Genomic DNA, 12,394 nt, shown 5'->3' on the forward strand with positions numbered 1-12,394 from the left:
ATTTGCCCGGTGCGGGCTTGTTGATACGTCGATGTTTACGATGTGGCGTGAAGATGGGCCTGTGCCATGGGAGTGCCGCAGCGGCGTCGATGTAGCTAGTAAGGTCGTGGCGTCGGGGTGGGCATGCGCTCAGCGTATGACCTATCCGAGGTGGCTTCAAAACGGGGCGGGCCTAGCCCGTTGACCTGTCGACATCACAAGAAAAACCGAAACGCCCATGCCGGCGAATTCTGTCGGCAGACGCACCGGTGCGCTTTTTGGACGGCATTATGCGCCAAAAATGTTTTAACTATGGTGCCGCTCTCGCAAGTATCGTCGCTTGCAGAACAGAGACGCCGCCGCGCTCGGAAAGTTCGCTGCTGTGCGGCCGGGAACGCCGCCGCGCTCGGAAAGATTGCTGCTGTGCGGCCGGGAACGCCGCCGCGCTCGGAAAGATTGCTGCTGTGCGGCCGGGAACGCCGCCGCGCTCGGAAAGATTGCTGCTGTGCGGCCGGGAACGCCGCCGCGCTTGGAAAGATTGCTGCTGTGCGGCCGGGAACGCCGCCGCGCTCGGAAAGATTGCTACTGTGCGGCCGGGAACGTCGCCGCGCCGAGCAATCGACCAATATCTGTTTTATGGAGGGTGCTCTCGCCCAGAAATCGGCCTCTTCTGTCTGTAAAGAGGCGTCCCGGCTCGGCAATCGGCCGCTTCCTGTCTGCAAAGAGGCGTCCCGGCTCGGCAATCGGCCGCTTCCTGTCTGCAAAGAGGCGTCCCGGCTCGGCAATCGGCCTTTCCGGATTTCCAGAAGGCGTCCCGGCTCGGCAATCGGCCTTTCCGGATTTCCGGAAGGCGTCCCGGCTCGGCAATCGGCCTTTCCGGATTTCCGGAAGGCGTCCCGGCTCGGCAATCGGCCTTTCCGGATTTCCGGAAGGCGTCCCGGCTCGGCAATCGGCCTTTCCGGATTTCCGGAAGGCGTGCTGCCCACGCGCACCGCCTTTGTCGTGACAGACAATTTCAGTTCCGCTATCGTGGGGCAACGTTTCGACAATCAAGTTGGGAAAGGCGCGTCATTGGTGGCGCGCACTCGTTTACCGAAACAGATGTATGTATGGAGGGGCATCATGTCGGATTTGAGCAAGCAAATGAGCAATCGTATCGCCTGGGCACGCTACGTCCTCGCATCGGCGCGGGTTCACGGCGCGGCCATCGCGAGCCAGCTGATCCAAGAGTATGCCGAGTTCGCCGAAAACGGTGATGCGCATGACGCCGCGGCGATGGATACCACGCTCCACTTGTTGACGCGGCGACTCGAAAAGAAGACGGACCAGATGGAAGGCGCCGAGTTGGCCGTGTCGGCCGAGTTGGCCGACGATAATTCGGTGCGGGAGGCGCGCGACGGGTTTTTGGAGACCGGTCGCAGCCAGTACTACGAAGCGCGCGATTTGGTTCACCGTGCATTCGGCGAGCAGGCGGTCGATAGCTACGCACTGGCTGCGACGCCGCCCACGACCGCCGATGGGTTGGCCGCGGCGCTCAAGAACACGATCAACCTGATGGAGGCGCAGCCCCAAACGGGTCGAGACTCCTTCGGCAACAGCTATGAGACATCGGCAGTCGTCGCCGCGCTGCGCCCCACGGCCGATTCTCTGGGCGGTGTGCTCGAGGAGGTCGATACTGAGATCCGCGAGGTGGACGAAGCCCGCGCGCATCGTGACAAAATCGTCGCCGAATGGCTGCACATCTTTCGCGGCACTGCCGCTGCACTAAGCGCGCTGTACGACCTCGCCGGCCGCCACGACTTGGCCGAACGCATCCGCCCAACGCTCGCACGCGCCGAAGGGGAGACCGAGCCGCCCTCGGAGCCGGTCGGTGATGAGGAGCCGGTCGGAGCTTGAGCCCCACCCTCTCTCCTCTCTTCGTTTGATGGAAAGCCCCGGCCGGTGGCCGGGGCTTTCCAATTCTCGTTATTTGCAATTCTCGTTAAAAGAGACCTGCCCACGTGTCGATGCACGGGAGTGTTGATACTCATAAGCGACATATTTTTATTGTTTGATGCTCCCGGGCCAGGTCTTTTCCATCATGTCAGTACAAGCTCGTCCCCGCCGCAGCCTCGTGCGCGCGTTGATGTTCGCCATGCTCGGGTTCGGCCTCATCGTCGGCCTAGGTATGCCGTTCTTCTCGTACCTGGTGCTAGAGTCCGAAAAGGCGTTTTCTCCGAGCTTCATCGGGTTGTCGGTGCTGGCCGGCCTGCAGGTGGGGAGCGCGAACTTCATCTTGTTTCGGATGGTCATCTCGCGTCAGACCCGCCGGATGGCCAAAGAGATCGACGAGGTCATCGAGCGGCTCGGCGAGGTGGACGAGGCCCGTCGCGAGCTTCTCGAGGATAGCTCGCCGTTCGAAGTCACCACGAGCGACGATCTGGGGCGTATCGCCCGGGGATGCAACGCGCTCTACGCCGCCACCGTCGATCGGCTGCGCACCGAATGGGCTCGCCAGGACGCGTTGAGTGAGCTGGGCGACACCACCAACCTCGACGAGCTGAGCCGGCGGTTGTTGTCGACCCTCGAGCGGGTTAGCGAGGCGGGTCGGCACCCGTCGACTCGGTGAGGAGTTCTCGCGCTCGCTTCGCCACGGGGTGCCCCTGTCGACAATCCTGCTCGACGTCGATCACTTCAAGAGCTTTAACGATACCTACGGCCACGACATGGGTGACGAGGTGCTGCGCGTGGTCGCCGCCGAACTCAACCGAAACGTGCGCTCCAGCGAGGTTGCCTGTCGCTACGGCGGCGAGGAGTTCTTGATCGTCGCCCCCGGCACCGGCCTCGAGGACGCTTGCGTGGTCGCCGAGCGGCTGCGCCGGCGTATCGAAACGACCGAGGTGCGCATGGGCAACCAGGTGGTCAGCGTGACGGCCAGCTTTGGCGTCGCTTCGTGGCCGGTCACCCACACCGGCAGCCCCGAATCTTTGATTTCGGCCAGTGACGAGGCGCTGTATCACGCCAAAGAGGTCGGGCGAAACCGCGTCTGCTTCCACCACCCGTCGGGCGTCGACATCTACCACGGCAGTGAAGACCACTCGACGCTCGAAGAGATCTCGAGTCGGGCGTCGAGCTGACCTCTGAGAGGAGAAGATCTAGCAATTGGTTTACTCGTGCTAAGTTTGACGTGAAACCAAGAATTGGCTGTGATGTCTTCCCTCAGAGGTCCTATGAACTCCTTCGAATCCCTGCCGCCCCAAGCGCTCCGTTGGCAATGCGACGCCGACGCCTTCGACTTCGACACCAGCGATCAGCTCGACGCACTCGAGGATATCATTGGCCAAGAGCGTGCCGTCGAGGCCATCGAGTTCGGCATCGGCATCGAGGGGTCGGGCTACAACCTCTTTGCGCTGGGGCCGATGGGCACCGGCAAGCACGAGATCGTGCGCCACTTTCTCAAGCAGACCGCCCATCAAAAGCCGAGCCCGCCGGATCTGTGCTACGTGCAGAACTTCGAGAAGGAGCGCCAGCCGTGCAAGCTTCTGATGCCCGCCGGGCGCGGGATGGAGTTGTCCGAGGACATGGAGAACCTCATCGAGGACCTCAAGGGCGCGATCCCGGCGGCCTTCGAGAGCGAGGACTACCAGTCTCGCCACAACGCGATTAACCAGGAGTTTCGCCAGAAGCAGCAAGAGGCGCTCACCCAACTCGAAGAGGTCGCCGAGTCGCGCGATATCCAGTTGCTGCGCACGCCCGAGGGTATCGGGTTTGCGCCGGTAGTCGACGGCGAGGTCATTCCGCCCGACCAGAGCGACCAGCTCACCGAAGAGCAGCGCGAGCGCGCCGAAGAGGCGGTCGAAGAGCTCGAGGAGATGTTTCGCAAAGAGCTGCAGAGCGCGCCCAGATGGGAGCGCGAGCGCCGCGAGAAGCTCAAGGAGTTGCGCGAGGAGGTCGCCAAGACGGTCGTCGAAGCCCCCATCGGCGAGCTTTGCGACAAGTATGCCGAGCTCGACGAGGTCGTCGACTACCTGGGCGACGTCAAAGAGGACATCGTCGACCACGCCGAGTATTTCGTGCTCGCCAAGCGCGCCGAGCATGCGCGTATGGTCAGCTTGGCGCCCGACGGCGAGGCGGGCGCGCTTGGCGCCGCGCCGGAGCAGTCGCAGGGTGAAGACGAGTCCGCCCAGGCCAAGAAGATTTCGTTTCGCCGCTACATGGTCAATGTGCTCGTCGACAACTCGCAGGTCGACGGCGCGCCGGTGATCTACGAAGACGATCCCACCCTCGATCGGCTGCTCGGCCAGATCGAGCACCTCGCGCAGTACGGCGCGCTGGTCACCGACTTCAACTTGATCCAGCCCGGCGCGTTGCACCGCGCCAACGGCGGCTACCTCATCATCGACGCGCGCAAGCTTTTGATGAACCCGCTGAGCTACGAGCAGCTCAAGCGCGCGCTGTTCAGCGAGCAGATCCACATCGAGTCGGCCAAGCAGGTCATGGGCATGGCGCGCACCGTCACCCTCGATCCCGAGCCGATCGACCTGAGCGTCAAGGTCATCCTGCTGGGCGAGCGCGAGCTGTATTACAAGCTCGACCAGATGGACCACGAGTTCGGCGAGCTGTTCAAGGTTGCTGCCGACTTCAACGAGGCGATGCCGCGCGAGGGCAACCTGCAGAGTTATGCCAAGCTCGTCGCGGCCTTCTCACGCGAGAACGATTGCGCGCCGCTCGACCCGCCGGCCATGGCGCAGGTGCTCGAGCGCGCTGCCCGGCTCGCCGGGGATCGCGACAAGCTGTCGACCCACAGCGAGAGCATCCGTGACCTGGTGCGCGAGGCCAATTACTGGGCGGAGCAAAACGGCCACGAGGTGATCGGCTGCGACGACGTCCAGCAGGCGATCGACGCGCAGGAGCGTCGCGCCGGTCGAGTCAAAGAACGCCTCGAAGAGCAGATCGAGCGCGAGACCCTGCTCATCGACACCGAGGGCAGCGTCGTCGGGCAGGTCAACGGCTTGTCGGTGCTCTCCATCGGCCGGTTCGCCTTCGGGCGCCCCCATCGCATCACCGCCAGCGCGCGGTTGGGCAAAGGGGAGCTCGTCGACATCGAGCGCGAGTCCGAGTTGGGCGGTCCCATCCACTCCAAGGGCGTGCTCATCCTGGGTGGATTCTTGGGGAGTCGGTTTGGCAAAAAGATGCCGCTGTCTCTGACCGCCAGCCTCGTCTTCGAGCAGACCTACGGGGGCATCGACGGCGACAGCGCTTCACTCGCCGAGACGTGCGCGCTGCTGTCCGAGCTGTCCGACGCGCCCCTTCGCCAGGACCTGGCGCTCACCGGCTCGATCAATCAGCAGGGCCGTGTGCAGGCCATCGGTGGGGTCAACGAGAAGATCGAGGGCTTCTTCGACATCTGCAAACAGCGCGGGCTGACCGGCGATCAGGGGGCGATCATCCCTGCGTCGAACGTCAAGCACCTGATGCTGCGCGAGGAGGTCGTTAACGCGGTCTCCGAAGGCCAATTTCATATCTACGCGGTGCGCAGCGTCGACGAGGCGATGCAGCTCTTGACCGGCGTCGAGGCCGGCGAGCGCGACGACGAAGGCGACTACCCCCAAGAAACGATCAACGCACGCGTCGCTCGAACCCTCGAGGGATTCGCACGCCGCGTGCGCCGTTTTCATCGTCCGGATGAAGACTGATCGTGAGCGTCAGACGACCCGCACGGTGCTAGCCTGCGGGCCTTTGTCGCCCATCTCCTCGGCGAACATCACGTTCACGCCGATCTCGAGCTCTTCGAAGTCCTGGTTCACCACCGCGTTTTGGTGAAAATAGATCTCGCGGCCGTCGGGCGACTCCAAAAAGCCGTAGCCGTCCTCGGGGAACAGTTTGGCGATCACGCCACGAGGCGGCTCGGTGCGTCCTTCGACCTTGCGCGACTCGCGAAGCTTGCCGGCGTAGGTCTTCAGCCGACGCTCGGCGGTGTTGAACGCGTCGCGAATGGCCACGTAGACATCGTCGTGGTCGTTGAGCTCGGGCTTGGGATCGTGGGAGACCACGATCTCGTTGCCCGGCACGGTGATGTCGATGTGCACCTCATAATGATGGGTGTTGTACTGACTCTTGTGCGGTGCTTCGATGGAGACTCGGCAAGAGGTGATGTCCTTGAAGTAGCGCTCCAACCGATCGACACGCTCGCGAACGCGCTGCTCGATAGCCGGAGACGAGTCGATATTATGAAAGGCGAGCTCCAAAGGAATTTTCATGTGTTTCACCTACGTGGTTTGGGATTCTATCTGCGTTAGCACCAGCCACAACAATGACTAGTCACGCAGAAACGGACTGCAAAAACAGGGCCACCTCGTCGACGGCCCTGCCAAACGCGCGGGCGTCTCACTAACAAGCGTAAACACGCACCCACCCCCGTTTACCGCTCCTCGGGTATCGCAAATCCTGCGCGGAGATGTGGTGTGCGCAAAATTTGCGATGATCATGTTCCCACGTAGACGATGCGGTAGACGGTCCCGCTGGCGTCGTCGGAGACGAGCATCGAGCCGTCGTCCATCAGCTCGACGTCGACCGGGCGGCCCCAAGACGACTCGCCCTGCAGCCAGCCGGTGGCGAAAGGCTCGTAGCTCGTGGCGTTGCCCTCGTCGTCGAGGCGCACCATCATGACGCGGTAGCCGATCTTCGAGCTTCGGTTCCACGAGCCGTGCTCGGCGATGAAGATCTGGTTCTTGTACTCGGCGGGGAACATGTCGCCGGTATAAAAGCGCATGCCCAGCGCGGCCACGTGGGGGCCAAGCTTCTGGGCGGGGGCGACGAACTCGTCGCAGCTCGCCTCGTCGCCATACTCCGGGTCGGGGATGTCACCGCCGTGACAAAACGGGTAGCCGAAATGCTGCCCCTTCTCGGTCACGTGGTTGAGCTCGTCGGGCGGGCGGTTGTCGCCCATCATGTCGCGCCCGTTGTCGGTGAACCACAGGTCGTTCGTCTGCGGGTGCCAGTCGAAGCCGACCGTGTTGCGCACGCCCTTGGCGACGAGCTCCAGGTTCGACCCGTCGGGGTCCATGCGCTGGATATTGGCGTACTTCGAGTAGTCGGGCTTGCAGATATTGCAGGGAGCGCCCACCGGCACGTACAGCTTCCCGTCGGGCCCGAACTTGATGAACTTCCAGCCGTGCGAGCCATCGGTGGGAAACGCATCGGAGACGAGCTCGGGCTCGGGCGGGTCGTCCAGGTTCTGCTCGATGTCCTTGAAGCGCCAAACCTTCGAGATTTCAGCGACATAAAGATCCCCTTCGTGCAGCGCGACCCCGTTGGGGCTGCGCATCCCCTCGGCGATCACCTTCACCTCGTCGGCCCGGTAGTCGTTGTCCTTGTCGATCACCGCGTAGACTTTGTCGCCGCTCCGGTTTCCCACGAAGAGCGTCCCGTTGGGCGACAGCTCCAGCGAGCGCGCGTTGGGCACGTCGGGGGCGTACATCCGGATCTGGAAGCCTTCGGGGAGCTCGATCTGAGCGAGCTTGGGGAACTCGTCGAGGTCGGGGTTTTTGGGGGGCGGGGTGTTGTCGTTGTTTTCGTTGTTGTCGGCCTGGGCGTTGTTGGTTTGCGCTTCGCCATTGTCGGCGGGTTGTTGGTCGTTGGGCGTCTCGCAGGCGGTGAGGGTGAGTGCGGCGATGAGCGCGATTCTGCACTTTGTGTTCATTGGGGTGTCCTTGATTCTGGTTCAATTTCGAAACTCACTCCAACCCGTACTCCCGAATCTTGCGCAATAACGTGTTGCGCCCGATCCCGAGCACCCGCGCACAAGCCGACCGGTTGCCGTCGTACTCGCCGAGCAACCAAGCGATGTAGCGCGCCTCGAGCTCGGCGAGCGACGGCTCGTCGACGAATCGATCCGGCGGGGCGTCCGTTTGACTGCCGAGCGCCCGGATCTTGCGGGTTCGGCCCTGCTGGGGGAGCGGCAGCGTCGACGGTGAGATCTCGCCGTCCGAGAAGATGACCGCTGACTCCAGGCAATTCTCGAGTTCGCGCACGTTGCCGGGCCATCCGTAGCCGAGAAGCATGGCCATCGCCTCTTCTGTGATGCGGTCGACCCGGCGTCCGTGACGCTTGGCGGCAGCCTCGACGAAGTGGTCGACGAGCTGCATAAGGTCTTGGCGGCCGCGCTGTCGCAACGGGGGCATCTCGATCTGGACGACGCGAAGCCGGTAATAGAGGTCCTCACGAAAGTGCCCTTCTTCAACCGAGGCCTCGAGATCGCGGTTGGTCGCCGCCAGGATGCGGATGTCGGCGCGCAGCAAGTCGTTGCCACCCACGCGGCGAAAGGTCTTCTCTTGCAACAGGTTGAGCAGTTTGGCCTGTAGCACCGGCGACAGGTCGCCGATTTCGTCCAAGAAGAGCGTGCCGCCGTCGGCGAGCTCGACGCGGCCGCGTTTGGTGGCGTCGGCGCCGGTGTAGGCGCCCTTCTCGTGGCCGAAGAGCTCGTTTTCGATCAGCGTTTCGGGGAGCGTGGTGCAGTCGACCGCCACGAAGGGGCCGTCGCGCCGGGGCGAATTGTAGTGGAGCGCGCGGGCGATGAGGCTCTTTCCGGTGCCCGACTCGCCGCGCAGGAGCACTGTCGCGTCGGTGGGGGCCACGCGCTGCACGTCGCGCAGCACGCCGCGCATCGCCGGGCCCTGGCCGACGATGCGGTTGAAGCTCTCGCCGAGCACAAGCTGCGGCGCCTCGTCGGCGAGCTCCTCGCTCCCCTCGACGAGCGTCGACGCCCAGCCGAGCTCGTGGCGAAGGGTGGTCTGCTCGATGAGCGCGGCGGCCTGTTCGGCGACGTCGGCCAGTGTGGCGGCGTCGGCCTCGCTAAAACGGCCGCGCTTGCTGTTCAAAAGCTGCACCACGCCGATGAGCCGCCGGCGCGCGTCCCACAGCGGCGCGGCGAGCATGCTCTCGGTCTGGTAGCCGGTGCGCTGGTCGATCGCTTCCCAGAAACGCGCATCGTGGCGCGCCGAGGGCAGATTGACGACCTCTCCGGTCGAGGCGACGTGGCCGGCGACGCCCTCGCTAAGTGGCACGCGAAGCTCGTCGATCTCGGGCAGGTGCGCCGCCACGCTGACCAGCTCGCCGTGACCTTCGTCGAGCAGATAAATCGTGCCGCGATCGGCCTCGAGCAGCTTCACCACGAGGTCGACGATGCGCTCGACGAGCTGCGCGGCGCTGATCTCCTGGGTGATGAGTTCGCCCAGCGAAAGGAGCAGTAGATGTCGGTTATCGGCCATGGTCTCCTACCGTACACGAGCAGCTTTGGACGGTCGACCGCAGCCCACCTCGACTTCGAGGCCGTCGCGGGCGTTGTCGACCTGCACCTTTCCGCCGGCGAACTGGCGCGCGTGGGCGAGCATCTGAGCGAGCATCAGGTCGTCGTGGGTCGGGTCGTGGTGGGTCAAAAAGAGACGCGCGACCCCGGCGTCGGCGGCGACCGACACGGCGTCTTCAGGAGTCGAGTGGCCGAAGCCTCGCCTGCTGGGGTACTCGGCGTTGGTGTACTGCGCGTCCATCACGAGCACGTCGGCCTCGGCGGCGAACTCGACGAGGCGCTCGCGGCACCCCTGTCGAATCTCGACGTCGCCGGTGAAGACGAGCGAGCCATCTTCGTGGTCGAGGCGGTAGGCGGTGTTCGACGACGGGTGGTCGAGGTCGAGCCACGAGATGCGCCAGGTTGCGATACGTCGCGCTCCCCTCCTGGGGCAACTCCCGAAACGACAGCGCGCAGGGCAGCGCGTCCAGGCCGACCGGAAAGCTCGGCTGGGTCATTTGGGTGTCGAGCACCTCCTCGAAACCCGTGTCGTCGTGGCGCGCCGCCCACATCTCGAGGCGCGTGTCGGGCCGGTAGACGGGCGAGAAGAACGGGAAGCCTTGCATGTGGTCCCAATGAAAATGCGTCTGAAGCACGAGGGCGTCGACCGCCACCGCGCTCAACTCGCGTCCCAACGCAGCCATCCCCGACCCGCAGTCGATGATGATCCGCCCTTCGGTGGCCTCATCGACCACCTCCAAGCAGGTCGTCGCCCCACCGTGCTCCAAATAACGCTCGCCCGACACCGGAATGCTGCCGCGTGTGCCCCAGAATCGTACTCTCAGCATCATCTCCTCCTGCCGTTTCTTTTCGTGAGAACTTCTGTGCATACCATTGAGCAAGCTCGATGCCAGTCGGACAAGAAGGCGCTGTAGACGGTTCCCGGTGGGTATCGACCGCTCCAGCAGGCGCCCGCAGGTGTTCCATTATGGATCACTTGCACGACGTCTGTTCGATTTTGGAACACCGAAAACAAGCAACTCTACGAGCGGGCTTTGGCATCTATTGAACAAGCCAAATCCGTTTGCTACACACCGACTCGACGGCGGTACCACAACCTCAAATCATCGCGGCGGAGACATTGTTATGATGGACCGGAACTTGGCGCTGGAACTTGTGCGTGTAACGGAGGCGGCGGCGATCGCGTCGGCTCGGACGATGGGTCAGGGCGACGCCCACCACAGCGATCACCAGGCGGTGAGCGCGATGCGCGCGGCCTTCGACGCCATTCCCATCGACGGCACGGTCGTCATTGGTGAGGGCGAGCGCGACGAGGCGCCCATGCTCTACATCGGCGAAGAGGTGGGCCGTCAGGGCGAAAACGACCCCAAGATGGACATTGCGCTCGACCCGCTCGAGGGCACCGACCTGTGCGCCTGCGGCCGCCCCGGCGCCATCGCCGTCATCGCGATGGCTCCCCACGGCAACATGCTGCTCGCCCCGGACATCTACATGGACAAGATCGCGGTCGGCCCGGCAGGCCGCGGCGTCATCGACATCGACAAGACGCCGTCCGAAAACCTCAAGGCGCTGGCCGAAGCCAAAGGGGTGATGCTCGAGGAGCTCACCGCGATCATGCTCGATCGTTCACGCCACGAGGAGCTGATGAAAGAGGTGCGCGAGACGGGCACCCGCATCCGGCTCATCCCCGACGGCGACGTCCACGCGGCCATCGCCACCTGTCAGGAAGACACCGGCATCGACATCCTGTTTGGCATCGGCGGCGCCCCCGAGGGCGTGCTCGCAGCCGCTGCGCTGCAGTGCGTGGGCGGCGACATGCAGGCTCGCCTGATCTTCCGCAACGAGCAGGAGATGGAGCGCGCCCGCAAGGTCATGGGCGAAGACTCCGACATCCACCGCAAACTGACCATCGACGACCTCGCCCACGGCGAACTGATGTTCGCGGCCACCGGCGTGACCACCGGCGAGATGCTCAAGGGCGTGCGCTTCTATTCGGGCGGCGCCGAGACCCACTCGATCGTCATGCGCTCCAAGTCGGGCACCATCCGCACCATCGAAGCCCAGCACCACTTCGAGCGCAAGCCGCACTACACCCCCGAAGGCCTGCACGAGAAGATGGCCGAGAAGGAAAAGAACGTCACCCTCGGTGAGTCGGTGGCGGCCAAGCTCGAGTAGAACGGCATTTTTCACCACGGAGACACGGGGAGAGGCGTCAAAAATTAAATCTGTAGTTCTCCGTGCTCCCCGTGCTCCCAGTGGTAAATTTCTTGTTTGGAGTTGCTATGAGTCGTCTGGATGGAAAAATCGCCATTGTCACCGGTGGTAGCCGGGGCATCGGCAAGGCCGTCGCCGCGGCGTTTGCCCGCGAGGGTGCCAAGGTCGTCGTCTCGTCGCGCAAGCAAGAGACGCTCGACGAGGTGGCCGAGGAGATCAACGCCGAGTACCCCGACTCGGTCTTTGCCAGCGCGTGTCACGTGGGCGACGCCGACCAGATCGACGAGCTGATCGACTGGGTCGAGGCCGAGGTCGGCTTGCCGAACGTGTTGGTCAACAACGCGGCGACCAACCCGTACTTCGGCCCGATGGTCGAGGCCGAGGATTGGGCGTGGGAGAAAACCTTCGAGGTCAACGCCCGCGGTTACTTTCGCATGTGCCAGCGCGTCGCCCGCCGGCTCTTGGCGGCCAATCAGCCCGGCTCGCTCATCAACATGACCAGCGTCATGGGCATGCAGGCCGCGCCTTTTCAGGGCATCTACGGCATGACCAAGGCCGCCGTCATCTCGATGACCGAGACGCTGGCCGTCGAGCTCGGCGCCGGCAATATCCGGGTCAATGCCATCGCCCCGGGCTTGGTCGACACCAAATTCGCCTCGGTGCTCGTCGAGAACGAGGAACTTCGCAAGCCGTTCACCGAGCGCGCCGCGCTGGGTCGCTACGCCCAACCCGAAGAAATCGCCCCCATGGCCGTCTTCCTGGCCTCCGACGAGTCGAGCTACGTCACCGGCCAGACCTTCCCCGTCGACGGGGGCTATACGACCGGCTGAAGGGGCATATTTGCCGCGGGGGCCACGGGGAACACGGAGAAAAGCGCAGTATCTGTTTTCCCCGTGTTCACCGTGCCCTCCGTGG

At 63.9% G+C, this 12,394-nt stretch carries 10 protein-coding genes; 6 read left to right on the forward strand and 4 right to left on the reverse strand.

Features of this window, described 5'->3' with window-relative positions:
• Positions 1–180: 180 nt before the first annotated feature.
• The 4 genes from FIV42_RS12665 to FIV42_RS12680 all read left to right on the forward strand — a co-directional run bounded on the left by FIV42_RS12665 (position 181) and on the right by FIV42_RS12680 (position 5,654).
• A complete protein-coding gene (locus tag FIV42_RS12665; protein ID WP_141198047.1) occupies positions 181–1,875 on the forward strand; it encodes a hypothetical protein in 1,695 nt (564 codons plus the stop codon).
• Between the two features lie 184 nt (positions 1,876–2,059).
• Complete coding sequence (locus FIV42_RS12670) at positions 2,060–2,587, forward strand: hypothetical protein (RefSeq protein WP_141198048.1); 528 nt, start codon at positions 2,060–2,062, stop codon at positions 2,585–2,587.
• A gap of 28 nt (positions 2,588–2,615) precedes the next feature.
• Complete coding sequence (locus FIV42_RS12675) at positions 2,616–3,095, forward strand: GGDEF domain-containing protein (protein WP_141198049.1); 480 nt, start codon at positions 2,616–2,618, stop codon at positions 3,093–3,095.
• A 93-nt stretch (positions 3,096–3,188) separates the two neighbouring features.
• Positions 3,189–5,654, forward strand: coding sequence for a Lon protease family protein (locus FIV42_RS12680; RefSeq protein WP_141198050.1), 2,466 nt, complete (start codon positions 3,189–3,191; stop codon positions 5,652–5,654).
• Positions 5,655–5,663: 9 nt separating this feature from the next.
• Here the strand turns inward: FIV42_RS12680 and hpf are convergent, their stop codons facing one another.
• The 4 genes from hpf to FIV42_RS30710 all read right to left on the reverse strand — a co-directional run bounded on the left by hpf (position 5,664) and on the right by FIV42_RS30710 (position 9,674).
• On the reverse strand, positions 5,664–6,218 hold the full coding sequence (hpf, locus tag FIV42_RS12685) for a ribosome hibernation-promoting factor, HPF/YfiA family (RefSeq protein WP_141198051.1): 555 nt from the start codon (positions 6,216–6,218) through the stop codon (positions 5,664–5,666).
• Positions 6,219–6,442: 224 nt separating this feature from the next.
• Positions 6,443–7,660 carry a PQQ-dependent sugar dehydrogenase gene (locus FIV42_RS12690; RefSeq protein ID WP_141198052.1) on the reverse strand — a complete coding sequence of 406 codons (1,218 nt, stop codon included), beginning with the start codon at positions 7,658–7,660 and terminating at the stop codon, positions 6,443–6,445.
• Between the two features lie 34 nt (positions 7,661–7,694).
• Entirely contained in the window at positions 7,695–9,227 is a 1,533-nt protein-coding gene (locus tag FIV42_RS12695; RefSeq protein WP_141198053.1) for a sigma-54-dependent Fis family transcriptional regulator, read from the reverse strand.
• 6 nt (positions 9,228–9,233) lie between these two features.
• Entirely contained in the window at positions 9,234–9,674 is a 441-nt protein-coding gene (locus tag FIV42_RS30710; protein WP_141198054.1) for an MBL fold metallo-hydrolase, read from the reverse strand.
• A gap of 719 nt (positions 9,675–10,393) precedes the next feature.
• On the opposite strand from FIV42_RS30710, the gene glpX reads away from it, so the two are divergent.
• Together glpX and FIV42_RS12715 are read left to right on the forward strand one after the other, a co-directional pair.
• Positions 10,394–11,440: a class II fructose-bisphosphatase gene (gene glpX / locus FIV42_RS12710; protein WP_141201320.1), complete on the forward strand. Its 1,047-nt coding sequence runs from the start codon at positions 10,394–10,396 to the stop codon at positions 11,438–11,440.
• Between the two features lie 107 nt (positions 11,441–11,547).
• The gene (locus FIV42_RS12715) at positions 11,548–12,309 is read left to right on the forward strand and encodes a glucose 1-dehydrogenase (protein WP_141198056.1); all 762 of its coding nucleotides are present in this window, start codon (positions 11,548–11,550) and stop codon (positions 12,307–12,309) included.
• Positions 12,310–12,394 lie beyond the last annotated feature (85 nt).

Source organism: Persicimonas caeni, from assembly GCF_006517175.1.
GTDB lineage: Bacteria > Myxococcota_A > Bradymonadia > Bradymonadales > Bradymonadaceae > Persicimonas > Persicimonas caeni.